Origin of the sequence: Prevotella conceptionensis 9403948 (assembly GCF_000312305.1) — a bacterium.
GTDB classification, from domain to species: Bacteria; Bacteroidota; Bacteroidia; order Bacteroidales; family Bacteroidaceae; genus Prevotella; species Prevotella conceptionensis.
Window position 1 is genome coordinate 28,821 of sequence record NZ_HE999452.1, and the last position, 25,775, is coordinate 54,595.

At 47.5% G+C, this 25,775-nt stretch carries 13 protein-coding genes and 2 pseudogenes; 9 read left to right on the plus strand and 6 right to left on the minus strand.

The features are described from left to right. The 6 genes and pseudogenes from ilvE to BN93_RS13355 form a co-directional block, all read left to right on the plus strand. A pseudogene (ilvE, locus tag BN93_RS13330) lies at nucleotides 1–731 on the plus strand (branched-chain-amino-acid transaminase); the annotation flags it as partial. 170 nt (nucleotides 732–901) lie between these two features. Beyond that, complete coding sequence (gene trmB / locus BN93_RS13335) at nucleotides 902–1,672, plus strand: tRNA (guanosine(46)-N7)-methyltransferase TrmB (protein WP_019188815.1); 771 nt, start codon at nucleotides 902–904, stop codon at nucleotides 1,670–1,672. Nucleotides 1,673–2,293: 621 nt separating this feature from the next. Further along, nucleotides 2,294–2,836 (plus strand): rubrerythrin, encoded by a 543-nt coding sequence (gene rbr, locus BN93_RS13340; protein ID WP_019188816.1) that lies wholly within the window; start codon nucleotides 2,294–2,296, stop codon nucleotides 2,834–2,836. A 376-nt stretch (nucleotides 2,837–3,212) separates the two neighbouring features. Beyond that, the gene (locus BN93_RS13345; RefSeq protein ID WP_019188817.1) at nucleotides 3,213–5,348 is read left to right on the plus strand and encodes a Tex family protein; all 2,136 of its coding nucleotides are present in this window, start codon (nucleotides 3,213–3,215) and stop codon (nucleotides 5,346–5,348) included. A 4-nt stretch (nucleotides 5,349–5,352) separates the two neighbouring features. Then, on the plus strand, nucleotides 5,353–5,778 hold the full coding sequence (locus BN93_RS13350; protein WP_019188818.1) for a hypothetical protein: 426 nt from the start codon (nucleotides 5,353–5,355) through the stop codon (nucleotides 5,776–5,778). A gap of 379 nt (nucleotides 5,779–6,157) precedes the next feature. After that, complete coding sequence (locus tag BN93_RS13355; RefSeq protein WP_232211192.1) at nucleotides 6,158–7,504, plus strand: B12-binding domain-containing radical SAM protein; 1,347 nt, start codon at nucleotides 6,158–6,160, stop codon at nucleotides 7,502–7,504. Between the two features lie 1,029 nt (nucleotides 7,505–8,533). Here the strand turns inward: BN93_RS13355 and sov are convergent. Continuing rightward, nucleotides 8,534–16,258: a T9SS outer membrane translocon Sov/SprA gene (gene sov, locus BN93_RS13360; protein WP_456238375.1), complete on the minus strand. Its 7,725-nt coding sequence runs from the start codon at nucleotides 16,256–16,258 to the stop codon at nucleotides 8,534–8,536. 14 nt (nucleotides 16,259–16,272) lie between these two features. Then, complete coding sequence (gene ruvA, locus BN93_RS13365) at nucleotides 16,273–16,890, minus strand: Holliday junction branch migration protein RuvA (RefSeq protein ID WP_019188821.1); 618 nt, start codon at nucleotides 16,888–16,890, stop codon at nucleotides 16,273–16,275. 431 nt (nucleotides 16,891–17,321) lie between these two features. Between ruvA and BN93_RS13370 the strand changes: the two genes are divergently transcribed. Beyond that, nucleotides 17,322–18,560, plus strand: a complete 1,239-nt coding sequence (locus tag BN93_RS13370; protein WP_019188823.1) for a reverse transcriptase family protein — start codon at nucleotides 17,322–17,324, stop codon at nucleotides 18,558–18,560. Nucleotides 18,561–18,836: 276 nt separating this feature from the next. Continuing rightward, nucleotides 18,837–19,148 (plus strand): hypothetical protein, encoded by a 312-nt coding sequence (locus tag BN93_RS13375; protein ID WP_019188825.1) that lies wholly within the window; start codon nucleotides 18,837–18,839, stop codon nucleotides 19,146–19,148. 459 nt (nucleotides 19,149–19,607) lie between these two features. On the opposite strand, the gene BN93_RS13380 is transcribed toward BN93_RS13375, so the two are convergent. The 4 genes from BN93_RS13380 to BN93_RS13395 form a co-directional block, all read right to left on the minus strand. Then, nucleotides 19,608–20,414 (minus strand): NERD domain-containing protein, encoded by an 807-nt coding sequence (locus BN93_RS13380; RefSeq protein WP_019188826.1) that lies wholly within the window; start codon nucleotides 20,412–20,414, stop codon nucleotides 19,608–19,610. Between the two features lie 162 nt (nucleotides 20,415–20,576). After that, on the minus strand, nucleotides 20,577–20,774 hold the full coding sequence (gene xseB, locus BN93_RS13385; RefSeq protein WP_019188827.1) for an exodeoxyribonuclease VII small subunit: 198 nt from the start codon (nucleotides 20,772–20,774) through the stop codon (nucleotides 20,577–20,579). Nucleotides 20,775–21,056: 282 nt separating this feature from the next. Beyond that, entirely contained in the window at nucleotides 21,057–22,355 is a 1,299-nt protein-coding gene (xseA, locus tag BN93_RS13390) for an exodeoxyribonuclease VII large subunit (RefSeq protein WP_019188828.1), read from the minus strand. 772 nt (nucleotides 22,356–23,127) lie between these two features. Further along, nucleotides 23,128–25,068, minus strand: coding sequence for a PKD domain-containing protein (locus BN93_RS13395; RefSeq protein WP_084768826.1), 1,941 nt, complete (start codon nucleotides 25,066–25,068; stop codon nucleotides 23,128–23,130). A gap of 526 nt (nucleotides 25,069–25,594) precedes the next feature. On the opposite strand from BN93_RS13395, the pseudogene BN93_RS18765 reads away from it, so the two are divergent. After that, nucleotides 25,595–25,775: pseudogene (locus BN93_RS18765) on the plus strand (GLPGLI family protein); the annotation flags it as partial.

The window sequence follows — 25,775 nt, forward strand, 5'->3', positions numbered from 1 at the left end:
CGAAGAGATGGTAACCAAGGTGATACGCCTTAACCAAGACTATATCCCCCACTTACGAGNGTAAGGCCGCGCTATACATCCGCCCCTTACTCATCGGCACCAGTGCCCAAGTGGGCGTTAAGCCGGCTGAAGAATACCTTTTCCTCATCTTCGTAACACCCGTTGGCCCTTACTTTAAGGGTGGTTTCTCAACCAATCCTTATGTTATCATACGTAGTTTCGACCGTTCGGCACCTCTCGGAACGGGCATGTACAAGGTTGGGGGCAACTACGCGGCCTCACTTCGTGCCAATGCCTTGGCTCACGAGAAAGGTTATGCCAGCGAGTTTTACCTCGATGCGAAAGAGAAAAAGTATGTTGACGAGTGTGGAGCGGCCAACTTCTTCGCCATTAAAGGCAATACATACGTTACGCCCAAGTCAACTTCCATCTTGCCAAGCATCACCAACGACAGCTTGATGCAGTTGGCGCGCGATTTGGGAATGGAGGTAGAACGTAGGCCCATTCCCGAAGAAGAGTTGTCTACCTTCGAAGAGGCTGGTGCATGCGGAACGGCTGCCGTAATCAGTCCTATCTCCTATCTCGACGACATGGAGACGGGTCAACGCTACACATTTAGTGCCGATGGTAAGCCAGGGCCTGTGTCTACGCGACTTTACAACCTACTGCGCAACATACAATATGGTATCGAAGAAGATAAGCACGGGTGGACAACGGTTGTGATAGAGTAGTGGCAGACATTGCAGGAAAGAAACAAACGAAGGTACAAAAGAGATAAAATAAAACTGACAGGTTCAGTAACAAGGCATATCTTGAGCATGCTTGGAAGTGTGTTCGTTGCATAGCGATACGCTCTTCCAAGTATGCCACAACTGCGTTAAACCCATTTCATCCAATCAGTATGAGCAAAGGAAAACTAGAAAAATTCGCCGAAATGGAAACGTTTAGCAACGTTTTCCAATATCCCTATTCAGTAATAGAGAGCACGCCCTTCGCCATGCGTGGGCAATGGCGGCGCGATTACTTCCATAACGATAACCCCATTGTGCTTGAATTGGGTTGCGGAAAGGGCGAATATACCGTAGAATTGGCCAAGCTATACCCCGAAATCAACTTTATTGGGGTGGACATAAAGGGTGCACGGATGTGGAAAGGCGCAAAAATGGCGTTGGAACAGGGGCTTGCCAACGTGGCTTTCTTGCGTACCAATATCGAGATTATCGACCGTTTCTTTGCTCCTGACGAGGTGCAGGAGCTGTGGTTGACGTTCAGCGACCCACAGATGAAGAATGTACACAAGCGACTTACGAGCACTTTCTTCCTCGAACGCTATCGCCGTTTTTTGGAAAACAATGGCGTGGTGCACCTCAAAACCGACTCGAATTTCCTTTTTACCTATACTACGCACGTGGTTTCGGCCAATAAACTCAACCTGTTGTTTCGCACCGAAGACCTTTATAACACGCCTGGCATCGACGACCAGACGGCTAAAATCCTGTCTATCCAAACCTATTACGAGAGTATGTGGATAGAACGGGGACTCAACATCAGGTATGTGAAGTTTGAGTTGCCCCACGAAGGCACGCTGATTGAACCCGATGTGGAAATTCCTCTTGACGAGTATCGCAGCTATCATCGCAACAAACGAAGTTCGCTTGATGCTCGGAAATGATGTGAAACGCCTCGCCGTACAAACGCATCGCGCCAACACTTCGTTGTTGTTCGTGCCCTTCTCCATCTCCTTTTTTGCCCAGTTTTACAAGTTGTTTGAAGTCACAAACAGCCCTATTACCTTATATCTATCCTCGAAAGCGTGTAGGTCTAATGTGATTTATCCTCTAAAAAGTGTCGTGATAGGCCATTTCTATCCTCTAAAAAGTGTAGGCTTGTTTGTGATTTATCCTCTAAAAAATGTAGCGATTGGCCATTTCTATCCTCTAAAAAGTGTGAAGTTGTTTTCTTTATGCCAAGAGAACAGCAATGTTCTGGGGTGTGGTAGACGATGAAGAGAACATGTGATGTGGGCTAATGGTCATGTTATTCTGGTCTACCCTCATTCCGTCGGCTTATCTTAAACTCCTTTTGCCCACTTCTCTTAGGCGCATCGCTCACATCACGAAGTGCCGTTGAACGCCGAAGTAAACCTTAAAAACCGCATAAAATTTCGTGGAATATATAGTCGGGTATATATTATTTTCACTACCTTTGCATCGAACAAGACTGAAAACACAAATCAAAAACGGCATAAGGCCGACGATATTATACAAAGAACATAAATAAGAATTAGAACATTATGAAAGATTTAAAAGGAACAAAGACCGAGAAAAACCTGCAAGAAGCATTTGCAGGCGAGAGTATGGCACGCACCAAGTACACTTTCTTCGCATCGAAAGCAAGAAAAGACGGGTTCGAACAGATTGCCGCCATCTTCGAAGAAACGGCTCACAACGAGAAAGAGCATGCCGAACTGTGGTATAAATACCTGCATGGCGGCGAGATTGGCACCACTAGCGAGAACCTGAAGATAGCTGCCGATGGCGAAAACTACGAGTGGACCGACATGTACGACCGTATGGCAAAGGAGGCCGAGGAAGAAGGATTCAAGGAAATTGCCATTAAGTTCAGAAAGGTTGGCGAGATTGAAAAGACCCACGAGGCACGTTATCGCAAACTTTTAAAGAACATTGAGGATGCATTGGTGTTCTCGCGCGACGGCGATTGCATCTGGGTGTGCCGCAATTGCGGACATGTGGTAGTAGGAAAGAAAGCTCCGCAGGTGTGTCCCGTTTGCTTGCATCCCCAATCCTTCTTCGAATTGAAGGCTGAAAACTTCTAAAAGTGAAAGGGCTTTTAAAGGTGAAAGGGTGAAAAAGTGAAAGGGTGAAAAGATGGCTGCGCCTTTTAAAGGCGAAAAAGTGAAAGGGTGAAAAGATGGCTGCGCCTTTTAAAGGTGAAAGAGTGAAAAGGTGAAAAGATGGCTTCGCCTTTTAAAGGTGAAAGAGTGAAAAGGTGAAAAGATGAAAAGATGGCTGCGCCTAGTACTCGTCGACTCGTCAGCTCGTTAACTCGTTAACTTGCCAACCCGTCAACTCGTCAACTTGTTAACTTGTCACCTTGTTAACTCCTTAGAGAAGTCTCTTTCCCTGCACTAAATTTTACTAAAAACGCTGTCCAACTTTACGCGGACAGCGTTTTTTTGTATCTTTGCACACATGAACGAATACGCAAACATCATCGCAACGAGCCTTGAACTAAACCAAACCAAAGTGGCAAACACCCTCGCACTGCTCGATGAGGGCTGTACCATCCCGTTTATCAGCCGTTATCGTAAAGAGAAAACAGGCGGACTGGATGAGGTGCAGATTGCCAATATCAGCCAATGGAAAGACAAACTCACCGAACTTGCAAAGCGCAAGGAAACCATTTGCAAAACAATTGACGAGCAGGGCAAGCTTACTCCCGAACTGAAAAGCCGTATCGACAGCACTTGGGACAGCACCACGCTCGAAGATATATACCTGCCCTATAAACCCAAACGCCGTACTCGCGCGCAGGTGGCACGCCAACAGGGGCTCGAACCCTTGGCGCAAACCATCTTGTTGCAACGCGAACCCAACCCCCAAAGCGTGGCACGAGCCTACGTTAAGGGCGATGTGAAAGACGTTGAGGCCGCCATTAAGGGTGCACAAGACATTATTGCCGAAACAATTAGCGAGAACGAACAAACCCGACAGCAGGTGCGCAACGCCTTTAAGCGCGAGGCCATCATCTCGTCTAAGGTGATTGCCGCGAAGAAAGACGAGGAAGGGGCGCAGAAATACACCGATTACTTCGACTTTTCTGAACCTCTTCGCCGCTGCAACGGCAATCGTTTGCTGGCCATGAGGCGTGGCGAGAGTGAGGGCTTTCTTCGTGTGAGCATCTCTATCGACGGCGAAGAAACCACCGAACGCCTGCAACGACACTACGTTAGGGGGCGCGGTGCGTGCGCGCAGTTGGTTGAAGAGGCCGTGGCCGATGCCTATAAACGACTGATAGAGCCATCGGTGGAAAACGAATTTGCTGCTGCAAGCAAGGAAAAGGCCGACGAAGAGGCCATTGGCGTGTTCTCGCTCAACCTCCGTCAGCTGCTACTTGCCGCCCCATTGGGGCAAAAACGTGTGATGGGTGTAGACCCAGGCATTCGCACGGGGTGCAAAGTGGTGTGTCTTGATGCGCAGGGCAACTTGCTTTATCATGATGTTGTGTATCCGTTTACGCCGCGTGGCAACGAGCAGGCTGCCAAAGCGCAGTTCCAAAAGATAGCCAACCGCTTTAAGGTAGATGCTATCGCCGTGGGCAACGGCACTGCCAGTCGCGAAACAGCCGACATCTTGCGGCAGGCAGGCCATGCAGCCGAGCCGCGAATACCCGTGTATGTGGTGAGCGAAGATGGGGCATCGGTTTATTCGGCATCGAAAACAGCGCGCGATGAGTTCCCCAATGAGGATGTTACCGTGCGTGGGGCGGTGTCGATTGGTAGGCGATTGATGGACCCCTTGGCCGAATTGGTGAAGATAGACCCGAAGAGTATCGGCGTTGGACAATACCAACACGACGTTGATCAGGCCAAGTTGAAGAAGAGTCTAGACACAACCGTGGAGAGTTGCGTTAACCTCGTGGGCGTTAATGTCAATACGGCCAGCGTGCATTTGCTCACTTACATCAGCGGATTAGGCCCAACCTTGGCGAAGAACATCGTGGATTACCGTCGTGATAATGGGGCGTTCACCTCGCGTGCGCAACTGAAAAAGGTACCTCGACTTGGTCCTGCGGCCTTCGAGCAGTGTGCAGGTTTCTTGCGAGTAGACGGCGCGAAGAATCCGTTAGACAACAGTGCGGTGCACCCCGAACGCTATTCCGTGGTCGAAAGCATGGCCAAAGACATGGGCTGCTCTGTTGGTCAGCTCATTGGAAACAACGAAAAGATTAGGCAGATACCGCTAGCGAAATATGTAACGGCCGAAGTAGGCATGCCTACGCTTAACGATATTGTGGCCGAATTGGAGAAACCGGGGCGTGATCCGCGTGAAGACCTCGAAGAGTTTGCCTTCGACGAGCGTGTGCATACCGTTGCCGACCTTGTTCCAGGCATGCTCTTGCCTGGCATTGTTACAAATATCACCAAGTTTGGCGCATTTGTTGATGTGGGTGTTCATCAAGACGGACTGGTGCATGTGTCGCAATTGGCCAACCGATATGTGGCCGATCCTGCCGAAGTGGTTAAGCTACACCAGCATGTTCAGGTGAAAGTGGTGGAGGTAGACACTAGACGAAACAGAATATCTTTGACGATGAAAGGGGTGTGATGTTATGAAACGGCTTTTTATTTTCGCGCTCATGGCGTTGTTCGCGCTTGTTGGTTACGCTCAAGAACGAAAGAGTTTTAAGGGCCATCTCTACAATAGCGAGTATAATGTGTTTATGCGTATCAACTTCCACGATAAGGATGTGGTGGCGCGTGGGCAGGAAATATTTGGTAAACTGCCTGGTTATCTTGGTTCGAAGTTCGATACGCGCCTGTGGCTTATCACCGATGTAAAGCTCAATAAGGATAAGGAGGCTAAGCTTTCTATTATTAACGATTATGGTAGCGAAGACTTGGAGGCCAAGTTGGAGAAAGAAAATGATAGCACCTATACGCTCAAACAGCTGGAAGGTAGCAACATTAAAATTGTGGTAGACCGCAAATGGGTGAAGTTGCCCAAGGTGATGCAGTTTAAGGTGAAGAGCTATTAAGGGTGAAAAGGTAGCCTTTAAAGGTGAAAGGGTGAAAGAGTGAAAAGGTGAAAAAATGGCTAACGCCTTTAAAGGTGAAAGGGTGAAAAGGTGAAAGAGTGAAAAAATGGCTGCGCCATTTAAAGGTGAAAGGGTGAAAAGATGGCTAACGCCTTTAAAGGTGTCTAGCGGTTTCTAGGTTTCTAGTTCTTTCTAGCTTTCGGACAAGTCAGACTGGTCAGAATTATCCTATTAGCCTAACGCCACCTATACATTTGGCTTAACTCCTTTACTCCATAACTCCTTAACTCCTAATGGTGAAAAATGGTTTACCTTTTTACTAAGACGATTAAAGATATGATTTAATACTATTGAAATGAGAAGGCCGTTGAGAGTGAAGATGATTTTGCCATCTTTGGATGAGGCAAAGAGTCCATATTGGCGTCCTATTAAATATTCGCTATTTCCTCCAATAGGGTTGGCAACACTAGCAGGATATTTCCACGACGATGATGAAGTTGTGCTTTTAGATCAGCATGTTGAGAAACTAGACCTAACCGATACTCCCGATTTGGTATGTATTCAAGTATATGTAACAAATGCATATAGGGCTTACGCCATAGCGGATAGTTACAGGAGTCGTGGCGTATATGTCGTTATGGGCGGGTTACATATTACTGCACTTCCCGAAGAGGCAGCCTTGCATGCCGATACCATTATAATAGGTCCTGGCGAAGAGGCATTTCCTAGGTTTATCAATGATTTCAGAAACGGTTGTGTACAAAAGCGATATTCTGCAAAATGGCGTTCTATTAAAGATATTCCTCCCGTTCGTCGCGATCTCATAAAGCGTAGTAAGTACTTTGTTCCTAATTCTCTTGTGGTATCAAGGGGATGCCCGCATCATTGTGATTTCTGCTATAAGGATGCTTTTTATGAGGGTGGAAAATCCTTTTATACGGCTCGTGTTGATGCGGCTTTGAAAGAAATCGACGCACTTCCAGGAAGACACCTTTATTTTCTAGATGACCATTTGCTTGGCAGTAAAAGGTTTGCTGCCGAACTGTTTGAGGGCATGAAAGGCATGAATCGCGTTTTTCAAAGCGCGGCAACGGTTCAATCTATCCTTGAAGGCGATCTTATAGAGAAAGCTGCCGAAGCAGGAATGCGGAGTGTTTTCATCGGCTTTGAGACATTCTCGCCAGAAAACTTAAAGGCAAGCAACAAATGTCAGAACCTTCAGCGCGATTATAGTGCAGCGGTGCAGCGGCTGCATAGCCTTGGTATCATGATCAATGGTAGTTTTGTGTTCGGATTAGACCACGATGATGCAGATGTCTTTCGCCGTACTGTTGATTGGGGAGTGGATAACGCAATAACAACTGCAACATATCATATCCTAACCCCATACCCCGGCACACGGCAGTTTAAGCGAATGGAAACTGAAGGAAGAATACTCACCTACGATTGGAGTAAGTATGACACACGCACCGTTGTATATCAAACAAGGGGTCTTACCGCAGAGCAATTGAAAGAAGGCTATGACTGGGCATGTAGGTCATTCTATTCATGGAACAACATCCTTCGTGCGTGTAGTCATGATACGACCCTTACACAGCGAATTACGCACCTTATGTACACAGGAGGCTGGAAGAAATTTGAACAGGTTTGGGGAGCTCTTGTCAGGCTAGGAGGATTGAATAAGGCACTTCCGTTGCTTGAACAATTATTGTCGCACACCAAATAAACTATTATATGAAATCGTCTTGCATGCCCTACAACCGCTCGCCTTGGCGCTTGTAAGTGTACGTGTTTCCCGTTCCGTTGCCCCTACATGTTTATATGGGATAATTGCTTTTTTTTGTCTAGTTTTTAGTAAGAAATTTAACATTCTGAGTGCCTTTTTTGTCCACCAATCGCCAACTTGCCGCAAAAAATCGATTCTCGCGAAGGTTGTTTTTGGGGCAAAAAAGGGTTAGTATGTGAATGCGGCAAAATGAATATTTATTTTAAAAGAGTGCTGTTTGTACCAGTTTTTGGACCCTTTTCAGCAAAATAACGTACGTTTTGCTGCTAAATGCACTGCGTTTTGGTGCTAAATGCGGTGCGTTTTGGTGCTAAATGCAGTGTGTTTTGGTGCAAAACGCAAGGTAAAATGGTGCTAAATGCAGGGTAAAATGGTGCTAAATGCAAGGTGAAAAGCATAAACATACACTGCTATGGTATAAATAAAACCTCTTAGAACCATGAAACACATGGTTAAAATGGACAAAATAATCGTTAAAAAGTAGGTTTTTAGGGGCTAAAAGTGGGTTGTTGGGCGCAAAAAATAATGGAAGGGCAACCAAACTAGAAGGGCAATATGGTGCAAAATGCAGGTTCTAGGCTTAAAAAAAGACAGACCCCAAGGTGTGAAAGGGTAGAAAAAACGGCTTTTTACCTGTTTTTTAACCAATATTTTCGCTAGAACGGAGCGAAAATTAGAATGGTTTTGTAAAACAAAAGCGGTAATTTAAGATTTTGAGTTGGTGATTTTTTGAGTTGGTGCTCTTTTGAGTTGATGGGTTCTTGATTTGATTTGCGCGTGTTTATTTTTTTCCTTTGGCAAAATGAACGCATTTTTTTTCTGCGACCGATATGGGATAAACTAACAAACTCATTAACTTGCAAGCTAATGAATTTATAAACTCATGAACCCATAAGCTGTTTTCATGTCTGTGTTGATGCCTTTGCGTAAGTATCGGTCTGCCAATGCTAAGCCCAAAGTTTATGACCTTTATCTGGTGAGCGAGAATTTAAGGCTTAGGCCGAAGTCTTGCGTTGTAGTGGGGTAGCTATTGCTGCTTAATAGGGGCGTATTGGTTTGTCGGTCGTAGAAAAAGCTCATGGTGAGCAGGCGCGAGAGCGTGTAGTCGGCCGAGAAACTAATCTTAATGGCCGTGTTGCCGCTGCTTGCGGCACTTGTTCGCGTGGCAATGTCGCGACTAATGCTAGCTTGCGACCTGTAACTTAGGTCGAGGCGCATGTTTAAATCGTGGTTGGGGTTGCCCTGCGAACCACTATTTGTGGCTGTGTTTTCGTTGGTGTCGGTGCGTTTGGCCTTTGTTTTCTTGGCGCGTGGCGCACGCATGCCAAAGAGTTTAAAGTTGTTGATGCGATAGCCCATGCCCACAACCCAGTCGCGACTGACGGCCTCGTTTATCTGAACACTTGTCATGCTGAGGTTCAGCACGCGCGTTGAGCGATATTCAACCTTGGCGGTGAGGTTGTTGTTAAAGGTCATATCAACGCCAAGCAGTGGCGAGAAAGCCTCGTTTATGCTTACATTGGCCACGTTGTACAGACTTCGCGGAAGGGGATTGCCCGTTGTAACGTCGCTGATGAAGCCCAATCCGTTCATGTATTCAACAAAGGTGTTGTACGATGCGTAGGCTCCAACGGCGTAAATGCTCTTATAGCCGTGGTTGATGTTTACGCTTTTGAAGTGGTCGCGCAGCCAAGGCAGCTTGCCTAAACCGCTATAACGGAGGGTCCAGTTGGGCAGCAGGCGCGCCAATGTTGGGAAAATGTTGAGCGAAGAGCCGCCCATCGCCGTGTAAGTGTTGAGGAAAGCGGGTATCATTACGTCCGAACCATATCGGTCTACGGCTCCGTTGGCTGGATTGAACACCGCACCTGCCATACTTGTTCCTGCGGGATAGCGTGCCCCTACGTATTGCGATTCCACACGATTGCGGAAGGCATCGAGGGCATTGCAGAACCTTTCGAACGATGCACTGCGGTATCCGTTGGCCGCCGAACCCATTCCCTCAAACGCACTACGTATAGATATGGTGGTCATCATAAACGTTCCGTTTTGCGTTGTGGGTGTTCCGGCGTACATATATTGGATGTTTCGCGCCGTGGTTTGCGTTCGCGAGGCGTGCAGGTCTATCTTTAAGTTGCGCACGGGTTCGAGTGTCATGCGCAGTTGCAGGTCTTCGGTCTTGGTAGTTGCGGCAGGTGTGGCGATAGAGTCGTTGTCGAGCAACCATCCCATGTTGCGAGCCTTGTTGATGTAAGAGTCGTCTGTAAGTCCAAAAGCAAAGTCTAAGCCGGGCGAAAGGGCGGAGGGAAGGCGCGCCTGACCGAACGCATCGCCAATGCGCGGCATGAAACCGGGTAGCGATATGGCGTATTGGTTGCGGTAAGAGATGCTTACGTTGCGCACCATCATCAGCACGCGCGCCACGGTTTGCGCCGTTTCGTACCACGATTGCTTTTCTTGTGGCTGTCGTGGCGTTACGGTTAGTTTCAGCCTTAGTGCCGAGTCTACCTTGGTCAGTATGCGTATGCTGTTCTCGCCACTGGTTTTAAACTTCAATGGGAAACGTTTGCCGTCTTCTGTTCGTGCCGTAACCATCAGTCGTTTCGAATGTTTGTTGTGGCTGATGATGAGGGTTGAGTCGGGCATGAGGGTTATTTCTTGCTCAAAGCTGTTGCGGTTTTTGGGCAATTCGTTGCGTTGTTGTTGCGCCAAAGTCTCGTTGTTGTCGGTCTTTTGGCCATCGGGCGTAACGCCTTTACCCTTCATTCGTGCCTCCATAGCCTTGCGTTCTTGCGCCTTTCGTCGCTGTTCTGCCTGCCTTTCTTCGCGCTTTCGGTTCAGTTCGGCAGTGTTTGGCTCGCGATTAAAGCGCTCGTTGGCCTTTTTAAGGAAAGGAATTTGGTTGTAAAGGCGCACGAGGTCGAAGGTTCCGTTGAGGTTGAAGTCGCGGTTGTTGGCAATGGTGTTGCCCAACGAAGAGCCGTCTTCGAGTTGTGTACCGCGAACCCAACGGTAGGTGGCGTTATAGGTGAGGTCTGTGTTAACCCAGTTGAAGATGGGCAACAAGTTGAGCGGCGGTTGGTAAGAAAGCGTGAACGATTGGTTGTAATCTAGCGGCGTACCGAAGTTTCGTATGCTGTTCCACACCGAGTCTTTCCAGGCTTGGTAGCGTTCGGCGTACAGATCTTTGTTAACGGGTGTGTAGGGTTGTTCCACTTCGGCGTGTGTGGCACTTTGAAAATTGGCGTGCAGGTTGCGCGTTAGGTCCCAACGAATGGCAAAGTCGCGGTTCCAAAGGAATTGCGAATTAAAGGTTAGCGGTAAGCGGTCGCCGCCCTTGCTCTCCATGTCGCGCTCTTGCAGTTCGTAATAACTGCGGTTGATGTCGGAGTTAAACGAGAGATTTTGAGGCAGCCAGTTCAGTCCGAACCGTTTAAGAATGTCTAACCACTTGCTCTTGCTTTTGATATTCTTAAATGGTTCGAGGGGCTTGTACACGGGAGTCCAGTTGTATGCCATTGCGGCACGCCAGTTGTTTTCGCGTTCGTAGACGGTTGTTTCGCCGCTAGTGAAACGCGAAGAGTTGCTGTACGAGAAGGAAAAGTTAGCCGGATCGTAGGGCATGGGGTGGCGTTTGTTCTGTATGCCGATGCGAACATTAGACAATGAGAAGTTTGTATTGGTGGTACGCCGTATGGCAATGCTTTTAATCGAGTCGCGTTCTTGGCGGTTTGCCGCATCGAGAGCATCTTTAAGGCGCAAGTCGGTGTCGAGCGGATTGTACTTCGGACTGCTTTCTTCCTGTGTTCGCGAGTAGTAAAGCGGGGCTGAGACCTTGGCTTTTTCGGGGAAGAACTTGCCCAATTCGAGGTTTGTTGTTACGCTGTAAGCCTTAAAGTTGTCTTTGGCGCGGTCGGCAACGCCGTCTTCCAGTCCGCCGAAACCTTCTGAAACGTATCGTCCTTGCAGGTTAAGGGTTCCGAAATCGGATAATTGCACGTTAAGGTTTCCTTGTGCAGCCCATCCGCCTTCATTCTCATATTCCTTCAATCGCAGTTCGTTCACCCATACTTCGCCGCTTTTTTGCGTGGCGGCATTGTTGCGTACGCCGATGATAATGGTTTTAACCTCGCCCAAAGTGGGGTTACCCATGATGCTGACCTTGTTCTTGGGTTTATCAACATCGTAGGCACTGTATAGCGAAGTAAACGAGGCTAATCCCGTGGCACGTGCCTTATTGCGTGCCTTCTTTAAGTTGGTAAACACGCTGAGGGCAATGTCGAGCATGTTTTCTTCGGGCCAAACGGCACGACTATCTGCCCACAAGCGGTCGTTATAGCGGCGTGCAGGCGTGAGCGAAAGGGGAATATCGTATTCGTAGAAGTTATTTTTGTAGTCGCTACCCAAGCGAATGAACACCGACAATTCGCCGTTGGCCAAGGCTGTGGCATTGGGTTCGAGCGCGTTGGCATGCACAAACATCTGCAAACGACGATATTGTCGCAGGTCGATAGTGGTGTTTTTGTACACGGCTTTTGCTTCGCCCTGACCTAAATTGTCCACAACAAGGCTCAGTGCTTGCTCGTTGTTCTCCACCATTTGCGGCTGGTTGGGGTCGGATCCGCGTTCTATTCCAGGCGGAAGGATATAGTTGACGGGCGTTTTGTCGCTATTTTCTTCGTAGCTTACGGCACTAACCGACATCCTTCCTGTTTGTGAGGCCGTATTGCTAAGGTTTTGTTCGTAACTACGCCATTCGCCCCGCACAAGGTCGAGCGAACCAAAACGCAAAACGATGGGACGCTTAAAGCCCGTGAGGAACATACGCATGAAACGGATGCTGGAAAAGTCGGAGATAGAACCGAACCGCTTTTCGTATTCGCGAACGGGGATGCGGAACTGATACCAAGTAACGTTTTCGTTGGTGCCATTACGCAAGGAGGCCGATGCCTCGCGCTTGTCTACGATGAAGTTACGGCCCACCACCATGTCTTGTGGGCGCAGCGATACGTGGTATTGGTAGTATTTTTCGTATTCGTTGAGCGTATAGTCTTGGTTGATGTCTTCCACATCGGGCGTAGACTTGTACGATGTGTCGTAGCTTTCGCTGCGTTGGTCGCTGTCGGGCGAGTTGCCTTGGGGGTTGTTTATGCGTTTGTATCGTTGCAAGATGGACAGCTCGGCACGGTCGTAATCAGAGCCGCGGAAGTAGTGGTAGTTGTCGTTGGCGGGGTCGGCCTGTATCGAATCGAATACGGCAGCATTCACCCTGCCCCTTACCGCGTTAAGGAACGACTGGTAAGCGGGGAACGAACGCTCCTCGTTATCGTTCAATCCGTTAAATCCAACGTCTTGCAATGCCCTCGCTCCACGTGATGTTGCGAAGGCGTAAGTTGTGGTGGCTTGGGTGGGTATCTTACCCCATTGGGTGGTAACAAAGCTTTGCGAACCGTCGACAGGCATGCCACTTTCGTAGAATTTCTTGCCGTCGCGCAGCACGTCTTCGCTCACTTCGCCCAGGTTGAGGTAGAAGTCGCCGCCGTAGTCGTTGGCGTTGGGCTGGCGGTTAGAATAGATAAAGGGGTCGAGCATCCAGAATTCGATGTACTCGATGTTGGCAGCCTCAAAGTCGTTTGTGTCTAGTTTGCGCATCATACCGCCCCAACGCTTGTCGGGATTGTCGAGTGTACCGTCGGGATTAAGGTCGGGATTGAAGTTGTAAGGTCCTCTTCCGGCCGGATAGAAGGCCAAATTGAGCACCGAAAGGGTTGAAACGCCACCATAACTGTTTTGGTCGCGTTTGGGAAAAAGCTCTCTTACGGGTACTTCGCGCACGTAATGGTTGGACAATTGTTGCAGGTCGCCCTTGATATGCGAGGGCGTTAGCGAGCTACTTCTTCGAGTAAACAGCGGGTCTATGGTGTACCAAGCCAGTCGACTGCGGTTAAATCCGCTGTTAAGCGTGGCTTTGTCGTTGTGTTCGGCAAACATCGAGGGCGTGCTGGCCAGCGTCCACGAGGTGGGTGTGCTAACATCGAGCGAGCTTTTTGTTGTTTCAAAGTCGTCGAGATACGAGGCGTTGTCTTGCGTTCCCTTGTTACGGCCCGCTATAAGGTGGGCAAACTCGCCCGTAAAGCTAATCTGCGAGGGCTGAGTAACGTGCAAGAAGGGTATCTTGTCGAGCAAATTGGTAAGCCATTGGCTTTCTTTCTTCCAGTTAATGTTCAGTCCCCATAGGGTATTGTTCAGCGGTTCGGCACCCATATTCACCTTCGTGGTCAGTGCTTGCTCTGTCAGGTGCTGCAAGGTACCGCTTAGTTGCAGGTCTTTCGAAAAGTTGTATTCCCAGTTTAGGCCGAACATCGTTTTGCGTTGTTGGCCGTAGTCGGTGTTGCTTTCTAGCGAAACGTTCACCGCTGTGCCTGCATCCAAGATGCTTTGGTTAAGGATGGTTACTTCGCCGGCGTAATAATCCACGGTGTAATCTACGCCTTCGGTGAGCCTAACGCCGCCAGCCGTGACCACAACCGAACCTTGCGGCACGTTGTATGCGCCAAGTGAGATGACGTTGGCACTGGTTCCGCGGAATTGTCCGGTAAGAATAAACTTGTATTTCTCGGCAATTTGTTTGGCAATGGTCTTGGTCGAGTCGTACAATTGGTCGTAAGTGTAGCTGCGGGCAACGGCGTCTGGCACGCCCTTGGCCCGAAGATAGTTGTACAGGTGTTTGCCGAAAGGCTGTGTTTTGGGCAAGAACACGCGCCCGTTGCTTATGGTATAGCCCTCAACGAAATCGAAATAGCCGTTGGCATGCACCTTATTGTTGTTGTCAAGTCGGTCTGCGCCCATCACCCTAATCAAGGGTTGGTCTTTTACTTGCGTTTCGGGAATGTAAGTAAGGTAAACGCCTGTGGTGTCGCTTTGATACTTGATGTCTAGACGGAAACGCTCTTTCTCAACCGAAGTTGCCAGATAATACACGTTCTTCATCATCAAATGCCAGTTGCCTTGCCGCGGGTTGTTACTGGTGTTTTTGAGCGATTTAACGAACAATGCCTGATTGGTGTCGGTGTTGTCGGCAGCAAATTCGCCCACTTGATAGGTGTTTCCGCCGTAAGTGTACTCGTACGCCACGGCCAAAACCTGGTCGGTTTGCAGGCCTTGCCTTAGCGAAATGTAGCCCATCGTGGTGTTAACGGTGTACTCGGAGGGTTGGAGTAGTCGTGCGTTTTGAAGTTTTTCGTAGTCGTTTCCGCCCACGAAACCCGCTATTCCGTCGAGTGTTGTCGACGTTTGGTCGATGTTGCGGGCTGCAACGTATGTACTAACCATCGCCGGATATTCGGAGTTGGCGTTGTTGGCAGGCACCAATCCCGATGCGCCCCACAGCGGATTAGAGATGTGGCTCACCTCGCCAAGGTCGGTAAGGGCCACGATATTGCGCGTGTTAGTGGTTGTTCCCGTCTTGTTTGTTACCCAAACCTCCACACGATTGATGCTGATGCCACTCTTAACGGTGGGTAACGAGGCCATCCACTCATCATACTTGTCGCGGAAATAGTGCGAAAGAAAGAAGTGGCGGTTTTCTTCGTAGTTGGCTGCATCCAACTCGAAAGGCGTTAGTTGCACACCTCCGCGCGAAGAAACGCTTTTCGACGACGATTTCTTTTGCGAGGCCACGAGTTGCATTTTCAGCTTACCAAACTGCAAATCAGTACGTATGCCGAAGAGCGAACTAGCCCCCTTGATGAGCGATGAGTTGGCCGGAAAACTCACGTTGCCAGCCTCAACAAGCTTTATTATCTCGTCTTCCTTACCGTCGTATTTCAGTTTAAGGCTCTGCGCATCAAAGTCGAAGGTGGCATCGGTGTTGTAGTTTAGGTTCATGTTCACCTTATCTCCCACCTTTCCGTTCATGTTGATGTTAATCTTCTCGTCGAAGTTCATCGTCGTAGTCTTGCGATTTCGGATGGGTATAGACGGGTTGTCGATGTTTTTTAGCGTAGCGCCGAAACGAATTTCTGCCGAACCTTGCGTTTTGATGCGCACGCCGCCAGGTCCGAATATCTTTTCGGCAGGACCTAAGTCGAAGTGCATGTCGGTAAAGTCGAACTTCTCTTTGCCTTTCGCCTTGTATATCTCGTCGTTCTTTTTCCTGAAAAAGCTGTTGCGTGCTTGTCGTTCGCTCCAACGCCGATATTCGTCGGGTGTCATCATGATAGGCGTTCCCAAATACGTCCTTCCCCATTTCGTTCCAAGCAGATAACGGTCAAGCGTGTCGTTATATTCCACCCCCTGTTTCATGTTTTCAGGACGTTTCAGGTCCATTGCGTTTTGCCATAGGTCGCCATAAGTGGTGGGCGTAGTGGGTTGCACGCGCCAAAACAGTGTTGCAGGGGCTGTTTGGGGGTTGTCGTTGGTTTGTGTTTCGGGTGTGTCTTCGTTGTCAATCACCAGCGTTGTGTCTTCTGGTTGCTCGTCTTCGGGTAGGGTGGGGCGTTCCACGTCGCGTTGAGGCGTGTTGTTTTGGGGCGTGTTGGCGTTTCTTGCAGGTGCCGTGTTGGCGTTTCTTTGCGTGCGGTTGTTTTGCCTTCGCCCTCTGTTGTCTTGCACAAAGGGCAAAGCGAGGGCATAACCCGTCAAGCAAATGACGAGCACCACCATCAACGTCCTTTTTATTTTCTTACTTCGCAGCACGCCTTTTAGGGTCACTTTATCATTTTCAACGCCGCTTTCACCACCTGTTCAACGGGCAGTTCGGGTTGTTCTTTCAGTATTTCAATCACCACTTTGGCCGAGGCTGCCGGCGCAAAGCCCAACATGGTAAGTGCGCCCACGGCCTCGTCCTTCACGGCTGTGTTCATAACCGTGGCGTTTGCGTTTGTGGGTACCGACAATTCTTGGGCCACTCCGCTTGTAACAATCTTGTCTTTCAGGTCTACGATGATGCGTTGCGCCGTCTTTGCGCCAATGCCTTTAACGGTTTTCAGCATCTTGTCGTCGCCGGCGGCAATGACATTGCACAGTTCGGCGGGCGACATTCCCGAAAGAATCATGCGTGCCGAATTGGCTCCAACGCCCGAAACGCTGATAAGCAAGCGATAAAGTTCGCGCTCTTGACGCGTGGCGAACCCATAAAGCGTGTACGAATCGTCGCGCCCGCCCGTTACCAATGCCTCGTGAACAAACAGCTTTACCTTGTCTTTACCTTGGATAGCGGTGTATGTATTCAGCGATATGTTGAGCGCATAGCCCACCCCGGCCGCCTCAATCACAGCCATGGCTGGGGTAAGTTCGGCCAAGTCGCCCTTGATATATTCAATCATTAATGATGTTTTTTATATGTGTACGTATACGTTATTATATAACGACTTTCGGTGCGCATTATTGTGTGTGCGCATAAAAAACTGCATTTGCAGGCGAAAGAAGGGGGCGTAAGTGCCTTTGCGCAAGCTAATTGTGTGCTCAAAAGTGGCGTTTGCGGTTCTGCTCGCATCATTTGCGCCTTATTTGTGAAGTGAAGTTGCACCGCACATGTCGATTTGTAAATAAATTATAAAACGTTAAGTGCAACGCTTGTAGTATAAAATGAAATGCTTACATTTGCTAACGTATAGGAATAGCCGAAGAAATTTAGAGGTAGTTTCTGATGTATTCGTCAGAGTTTGATACAAAGTATCGTTTATGGTAAATGGGTTTTACCATAAAGTAAACTTCTACGGCATTCCTATATTTTTAATATATAACCCTAGATAGCATGGCTCGAAATCATAGAGATGTAAACCTAAAAGCACTAATTGGCAACCAATTGCAATACATATACTCGGCCGACGAACTGACCAATGTACTTAATACCTTGGCCTACAACATTGGTGAGCATTCGGGTTTCAGGCGAAACCAGATGCTTTGCTTTGCAGATACCACTAAAGACAACCGCCGAGCAAAACGCTACCGCATGCACAAAAAGCACGGCGGAACACGTGCTATCGTGGCTCCCCATCAGAGTTTGTTGTACATGTTAAAGGGCTTTAATGCCTTGTTGCAGCAGTATTACGAACCCACAACTTGGTGTTACGGCTTTGTGAAGGGGCGTTCGGTGGTGCAAAATGCCCAACAGCATGTGGGCAAACGCTACATCCTGAACATCGACATCAAGGACTTTTTCCCCTCCATTACTAGGCAAATGGTGGAAGATGTTTTGTTGGCAGAGCCTTTAAAGTGTTCTACCGAGGCCGCCCGACTGCTTTCGGGCCTCTGCACAGCTGCCGAACCGCAGGGCGATGTCTTGCCGCAAGGGTTCCCTACATCGCCAACGCTCTCGAATATGGTATGCAGAAAGATGGACGAAGAACTGGCTGCCGCCGCCCAACGCATAGGGGCAACCTACTCGCGCTATGCCGATGACATGTCGTTTAGCAGCGACAAGGATGTGCTGCGCCCAACGGGAAGTTTTTATTTGCAGGTTTCTGGCATTGTTGAGAAGTACGGATTTAGGCTGAACGACCGCAAAACGCGCTTGCAACGACGTGGACGAAGGCAGCAGGTTACGGGCGTTGTGGTGAGCAATAAGGTGAACGTAGCGCGCGAATATGCACGGCAGATACGTAGCTTGTTGTATATGTGGGAGCGATATGGCTATTGGGAGACTGCCAAAGCAGCCTTGCGCGGTTATTGTGAGCAGTATGGTAAGACTAGGGGACATGGTGAATACCTCACCTTGTATGCGGTTTTGCGCGGCCGACTGAACTATATGAAGATGGTGAAGGGCGGAACAGACCCCACATACCTTAAACTTTGGAACAAGTATAACCAACTGATGCAGCGGGATACTCCAAAGCGCAGGAGGGGTACTTACGGCACTAACGCGCATAGGCCTGAGCCTTCTAGCACCAACGATTATCTTGGCGAACCGCAACGAAAGGGTTGCGCGGGTGTTGTGGCACTCTTTGTGGTGCTTACGTTAGCGGGTTTGCTGGCTTGTAACTTGTTGGCTTAATGTACATTATTGGTTGCTGCACGCATTAATCGGTGGCGTTTTAACCCGCATCGGGCATAAGTATTGCTAAGATTTGTATTGCATAACGCGAAATGCCTTATGCTTATCTTTGTCTTGTTGGATGTTACGATGGTTAAGATTTGTATTGCATAACGCGAAATGCCTTATGCTTGTCTTTGTCTTGTTGAATGTTATGATGGTTAAGATTTGCATTGCATAACGCGAAGTGCCTTATGCTTGTCTTTGCCTTGTTAGTTGTTAAACACATCTTGTTTTTTGGGAGAACGTAAAGTTTTCGGTGTAAATTTTAACATCGAGAGTGCCCTCGCCGTTCACCAATTGCCCATTCTGTGGCAAATTTTCAATTCTCGCGGAGGTTCTTTTTGGCTAAAATTGGCATTAGCCTGTATAATGTTAGCAAACTATTTTGCGGTGCATAAATGCGTATTTATACAGAATGGTGGGCAATTAACAACAAAAAAAGTGCTATTTGCAGCAAATTGCACTGCATTTAGCGGCAAAACGCAAGGTAAAATGCAGCAAAACGCAGTGCGAAATGCAGCAAAACGCAAGGCGTTTTGCTACTAAATGCAAGGTAAAATGCTACAAAACGCAAGGCGGAATGCCGCAAAACGCAAGATGGAATGTATATTCTTGCATCTTGTATGTTGGCTTTTTGGGAGCTGTGAATGGTAAAGAAAGACATACTTAGAGGGAAAACGTACTCAAAAAGGTGGTGTTTTGACCATTAAAAGTCGTTTTTGGGGTGGCGAAAATTTGCGATTCGGCGACAATCTAGAAAGGCAAAATGGTGCATTTTGCTTGTGCTGTGCTCAAAAATAGACAAAAAATAGAATGTGAAAGACCGAAATTCCTGCTAAATAACATGCTTTTGGGCGTTAGTTTTCGCTAGAAGGAGTGGCGAATAGATTGCGTTTTGTAAAATATGTCGTAATTTTTTAACTCTGCGAGATTGTGTGTTTTTTAGCTGTTGAGTTTGAAGATATCTTGACTTCAATAAAAGGTAAGCAAATTAAGACATTGAAATCATTTATGCCTCTGTCTTACAGTGAATCTACATTGTGGATAATTTGAGCACCCATAGAAAGTGCCGTATTTACCTCGCCGCTCTATAAGATGGCCTCTACACTTTGGACAGACACCCTGTTTGATAGTTTCATTGACTTCTCTTGCTGTCGCCTGTATGTTCTTAATATGTTGTCTGTCGCTTACGCTCTCTCTTATATTGTTTTCATTGAGTATTGTAAGTATGGTTTGAACATCATTATCTGTCAGGTATGTCGCTTTATATCCACTTATCACCTCCAAGAGTTTGTCTTCGTAAATGACATGATGGTTACTCTTGACGTTATTCAACACGGCTTCGCCAGTAAACACGACAATAGGAACTATTTTAACATGTGGATAAGCGGTTAGCAGCTCTTTAATTTTGAGAGCATGACCTGCAGATTGCTTAACTGGGTTATAAAAATGCTTCTTTGTGACGTACGTGTATGTTTTCCACCACTTTTTCGCAAAAGTAACTTTGGTTACTATAAGCTGCGTCCATTCCTTGCGGTTGTCATCTCCGTATATATTGCCTCGATAGTTCTTGGTTTCGATGGCAATGATGCCATACTTGCTAACAACGATGTGGTCGATTTGTGTTGTGCCTTTTTTTGTTTTCAACACAATGTCACACAATATATGGTATTCTTTCGGTAAATGGGAAAGGATGTCATTTACTCTCTGTTCACCCCGTTTGCCTTTCTGCTTTGGAGAGGAGTACCACCATCCGAGGAAAAAAAGGCCGATGATGATAACAAGTGGAAGTATGGATAAAAACGACTGCATGAATTATCTCATCTCAATTATTATATAGAAGTCATCTTGACTATTCTCTCAATCTTGTCTTCGTTCAGAAAGGTTAACAGTCAAGACAATTTCAACGCAAATAGTCATAAGCAGTTGAAAGCGAGTCAAAAACAACCATGTACTTAGAGCCATAAAAGGAGGCTAACCCTCTTCTTCCAGCATTTTCTTTATTTCCTCGTCGGTCTTAGTCAATTTGTCTTTGCACATCTTGATAAGTTTTTGAGCTTTTTTCAGTTCGTCGGCAAGCGAGTCGAGGTTGAGTTCGCCTGTTTCCATTCGGCGAACAATAACTTCTAGTTGTGCCACAGCCTCTTCGTATTTCATTTCTTGTTTAGCCATAATTTGAGTTTTTGAGTTGTGTGAGTTTATGAGTTTATGAGTTTATGAGTTTATGAGTTTATGAGTTTATGAGTTGTTGAGTTTATGAGTTGTGTGAGTTATTGAGTTTATGAGTATATGAGTTGTGTGAGTTGTTGAGTTATTATGTTTATGAGTGTTTGGCTTTATAAGCTTATTTGTTGTTGAGCGTAATGGGTTTATAGGGTTAGCAAACTTACTAATTCACTTCCAAACTCATAAACTCAACAACTCAATACCTCACAAACTTCCAAACTCAAATCCTTATTCAACAACAGATTTTACCTTTCCCTTTTGCAGTTGCGTTACTATTACATCGCCCTTTTGCAATTGGTTGGCGTTGCGTACCACCTTTCCGCCGTGCGTAGTGATGCTATAACCCTTGCTAAGCAGTAAGGTGGGGTCGTGCGCTTTGATGGCTTGTTCCAGCAGTTCGAGGCGATGTGCGGCCTTTGTAAGCAAGCGTTCGGCGTGGGTTGGCAGGGAAAGTGTCAGCCGTTGCAGGCGCAAGTCTTGTCGTTGCAAGGTGGTTGTTATGGTGTTTTGCATGCGCAGGGCCATGTTTTCGAGCCTTTTCTCTTGCCTTGTACGCACCAACGAAAACAACATCGGCACCTTTTCGGTAAGTCGGGCCAGTTGGATGCGCTCCAATTCCATGCGCCTTTGCACTAGGTGTACCATCTCTTCTTGTGCATCGAGAATGCGTTGGTAGGTCTCCGCGAGGTGTTCTACCAGAAAAGCAGCCGCAGCGGTGGGCGTTTTTACACGGCGGAAAGACACCATATCTAGTACACTTTCGTCGCGGTCGTGCCCGATGCCGGTGATGATTGGTAGGGGGAAGTTGGCTACATTCTCGGCCAATGGCAGGCTGTCGAAGCCACTGAGGTCGCTTGTGGCCCCTCCGCCACGTATGATAACCACCACATCGAAGTCGGCTAGCCGCTCGTTGATGGCGTTAAGGGCCGCAATGACGCTCCGTTCTACGCCTTCGCCCTGCATGGTGGCGGCAAAAAGCTGTACCGAGAATTGCAAATGCCATTCGTTTTCGTGCAGATGACGGTAGAAATCGCCGTAACCAGCCGCTTGTACGCTGGAAATAACGGCCACACGCTGCGCAAATAGCGGTAGGCGAAAGTCTTTTTGCAGGTCGAACACACCTTGTTGTTTCAGTGTACGCACGATTTCGAGCCGCTTGCGCGCCATGTCGCCCAGCGTGTAAGTGGGGTCTATGTCGGCCACAATCCATGAAAAGCCGTAGGCTTCATGGAAATCGGCGTACACCAAGAGCCTTACTTTCAGTCCTGCACGTAGTATTTGGTTGGCGTTGCGTTCGAAGTGGGGGCGCAAAAACGCCCATTTGTTCTTCCAACATTTGGCCGATGCCTTGGCCACGGGCGTGTTTCCTGCCGCGTCTTTCTGCACCAACTCCATGTAACAGTGGCCGCGAACCTCCCTCATTTCAGAGATTTCGGCCTCTACCCAATATTCGTCGGGCATGGTTATGGCGAGCGCATCGCGCACCATTTGGTTCAGTTCGTACAGTGTTAGGGTTTCTTTGCGCATGGGTTTGGGATGTAATGGCGTGGTGAGCCGTGCGGTTGGCGGCTCTTTACATGATGCAAAGTTAAGGTAAATGGTGGTAACGACAAAATATAATTCGATTAAATGGGGGGGGAAGTGGTAAGTAGTAAGTGGTAGGGTAGTAAGTAGTAGAGTAGTAGGGTAGTAAGTAGTAGAGTAGTAAGTAGTAGAGTAGTAAGTAGTAGGGTAGTAAGTAGTAGGGTGGTAAGTAGTAGGGTGGTAAGTAGTAGGGTGGTAAGTAGTAGGGTGGTAAGTAGTAAGTAGTAGGGTAGTAAGTAGTAAGGTAGTAAGTAGTAAGGTAGTAAGGTAGTAAGTAGTAAGTAGTAAGTAGTAAGTAGTATGTTGTAAAGTGGTAAGTAGTAAGTAGTAGGGTGGTAAGTAGTAAGTAGAAAGTAGTAAGTAGTAAGTAGTATGTAGTATGTAGTAAAGTGGTAAGTAGTAAGTAGTAGGGTGGTAGGTAGTAGGGTAGTAAGTTGTAAGTAGTAGGGTAGTAAGTTGTAAGTAGTAAAGTAGTAAAGTAGTAGGGTGGTAAGTAGTAGGGTGGTAAGATGGTAAGCGGTAAGGCGTAAGTGGTAAGTGCACTTACTTACTCTTTTACTCCTTACTACTTACTACTCTTACTACTTACTACTTACCACCCTACTACTTTACTACTTTACTACTTACTACCTTACTACTTACTACTTTACTACTCTACTACCCTACTACTTACTACCCTACTACTTTACTACTTTACTACTTACTACTTTACTACCTACTCCTTCACCACTTTGAGCGTGTCTTGCACCTTGCCCCTAGTGGCTTTCACAACGTAAACTCCCGCAGGCAGATGGCGTAGTGACAGCACGTGGGGTGGCTTTGTTGCCGATAATACACGTGCACCGTGCATGGCGTACACCTCAATAGCATCGTAATCGACGGCGGTGAATAGGTTGTTGCCGTCGAAACGCAATGGGGTCTCGTCCGCATTGGCCTTATTGCGCGGCAATGCAGTGGTGGAAAGGTCGTAGGATAGCAATGGACAAACAGCCATCGACAAGGGTTCGTCGTCGTTGCGATACCATGTATAGGTGCCAGTGGGCTTGTTGTTGCCGTCTTCGTCGGCCAAGAGATGGTATGTTGTGGACTTTTCTTTCGCTTGTCTGCGTAGGCAAAGGATGGCAATCTTGTCCGAATTGTTGCCCTCGTCGTTGTTGGGCAGTCCGCCAATAACCACGAAGAACTCCTTCTCTACCGTTGCAGGCGTGTTGAAAGTGAAGGTGGTGGGCTTTATCGCATTGTTGTCGTAAACCAATTCAGACGCTTTTAGCGTAGAAGTGGCGAGCACTTGGCCAGGCATACCCTTGTCGTCGGCCAGCGTTAAGGCAACGCTTATTTCGGCATTAGGACTAACGGTGACCGTAGACCCAAAGTAAACGTCAACGCTTTTCACTTCGGCCTTGGCCTGTGGCGCATCGAAACGTTCGGCAAACTTAGACATGCCGAGCCAGTTAGAGCCTGCGTAGAAACCATAAAATCCCAGTCCAATGACATCGATGTTGGGGTTTTCTTCGGGCGTTATGTTCCAAATGTGCTGCTGTCCGCCCACTTGTATGTAGTTTACTAGCGCATCTTTGCTGGTTCCGGCATCGTTGGTGGCACGTAATCCCACGCTGAATACACCTTGTTTGTTGTAAGTAATGGTGGGGTTTTGCTCGTTGCTCTGCTCTATGTTTGCCCCATTGAACGACCATTGCCATTGGGTGGGGTTGCCCTTAGAGAGGTCTTTAAACGTAAGCGACGAGCCTAAGGCGATGAAACGGCCAACGAATGGCGAGAGATAACCGCCTGGTTCTACCCCGATAAAGGCTTGCGGAGCCTTCTTGCTTACGTTTACATAGGCCTCGCGCGTAAAGGTGTGCTCCTCCGTACCATTGCTAACGGTCAGCGTTACGGGGTAAGTTCCTGCCTTTGCATATACAACTTTGGGGTTCTCGTCGATGGAGACATTGGGTGTTCCGCCCTCAAACTTCCAATTATAAGACGTAACCTTGCCTACGGAAGAATTGTAAAACGCCACTTCTTCGCCCTCAACGACGTGGATGGAGGTGGCGTTTGCATCGCTTTGCGATACTTCGAACCCGTCGATAAACACGTCTTCGCCACCTGAACCCTCATAGACAAAGGAGAATTGTACATTCTTTTGGGCGTAGGCCGATAGGTTTACGTTGAACTTGTTCCAGTTGGGGCCATCGAAAGCATTGTCTTGCGACCATTTGAACGCATCGAGTAATTCTTCTGTTTCCTTTGCGGCTACATCGGTGATAAGTAGTTTCCACTTGGCAAAGACCAGCAACCCAGGACTGAAACAGGCGTAAAAGCTACACGTGCTGTTGGGCTTGATGGTTATTTGGGGCGACTGGGCAGTTTCCTTTTGCTTTTTGTTGGAGTAGCTAATTCCTAGCGAGAACTTGCTGTTGGGATTGAAGTAAGAGAAGGGTTTCAGCCCTTTCCAGCTTGGTTGTTCGTATAATTGCCACGTGGCAGTGTTGTTAAGGGCGAAGTATTTCCACTGATTGGCTTCTTCAACCGAGTCCCACCCCATACTATAATAAGGTGTGGTTCCTCCAAAGGCATAGAAATTGGCTTGTAAAGATTGTCCGTATGCTGCATAACACAGGCAACAGAGCAAGATGAGTAGAGTTCTTTTCATCATGTCGAGATTTTAATTTGTAATTAAAATATTGTTTTTGTGTTGCAAATATACACAATAATATGTTTCAAACCAATAAAATAACATGTTTTGTTGGTTTTATAGCTGTGCGAAAGGTGTGAGGAAGAAGGGCACGCCAGCAACACTTGCATTAGTTGTTCTTGAAATGTTGAGGGCAAGTTAAGCCCCAATTGGTTCATTAGACCACTTGTCAAATATTTTAAGTTATGTCCATCGCTTCCTGTTCATCTAAAAAATAATTTGTGATTATCTTTGTTGTTGCTTTTATTTTACTTAAATTTGCGGTATTCAACTTAAACATCAATAAGTTAATGGCACACGGAATTTACCTTGACAAACCTTCGCCATACACCACATTTGTGTTGAAGTGAATTACAATCAATGGGTTCTTAGTGCCTGTCGATACGCTCTCAATTGTCTAAATAAAAAGTTAATGACGTAATGTCTTCTTAAACAGACTGGCGTTGTAGAAAGCTCTCCCCAACACATTTTTTAATTATCTGAGACAATGAAAACAATGTTGATTAAAGTATTGTTGTGTGGCCTACCCATTAGTTTGTGGGCTCAAGCTACACATGTGATTGAACCGGCCATACTGGAAGTGAGATATAAGGTGGTGTATGGCAAGGACAAAGACGAATATGCTTTGCGGTGTGGTAAACATACGAGTCAATATATTGTAAGCATCC

Excerpts from the sequence above, each read along its gene's own strand:
- rbr (WP_019188816.1), top strand. The coding sequence starts at position 2,294 with ATGAAAGATTTAAAAGGAACAAAGACCGAGAAAAACCTGCAAGAAGCA.
- BN93_RS13345 (WP_019188817.1), top strand. The coding sequence starts at position 3,213 with ATGAACGAATACGCAAACATCATCGCAACGAGCCTTGAACTAAACCAA.
- BN93_RS13370 (WP_019188823.1), top strand. The coding sequence starts at position 17,322 with ATGGCTCGAAATCATAGAGATGTAAACCTAAAAGCACTAATTGGCAAC.
- BN93_RS13350 (WP_019188818.1), top strand. The coding sequence starts at position 5,353 with ATGAAACGGCTTTTTATTTTCGCGCTCATGGCGTTGTTCGCGCTTGTT.
- ruvA (WP_019188821.1), bottom strand. The coding sequence starts at position 16,890 with ATGATTGAATATATCAAGGGCGACTTGGCCGAACTTACCCCAGCCATG.
- BN93_RS13380 (WP_019188826.1), bottom strand. The coding sequence starts at position 20,414 with ATGCAGTCGTTTTTATCCATACTTCCACTTGTTATCATCATCGGCCTT.
- xseA (WP_019188828.1), bottom strand. The coding sequence starts at position 22,355 with ATGCGCAAAGAAACCCTAACACTGTACGAACTGAACCAAATGGTGCGC.
- BN93_RS13355 (WP_232211192.1), top strand. The coding sequence starts at position 6,158 with ATGATTTTGCCATCTTTGGATGAGGCAAAGAGTCCATATTGGCGTCCT.
- BN93_RS13395 (WP_084768826.1), bottom strand. The coding sequence starts at position 25,068 with ATGATGAAAAGAACTCTACTCATCTTGCTCTGTTGCCTGTGTTATGCA.
- trmB (WP_019188815.1), top strand. The coding sequence starts at position 902 with ATGAGCAAAGGAAAACTAGAAAAATTCGCCGAAATGGAAACGTTTAGC.
- xseB (WP_019188827.1), bottom strand. The coding sequence starts at position 20,774 with ATGGCTAAACAAGAAATGAAATACGAAGAGGCTGTGGCACAACTAGAA.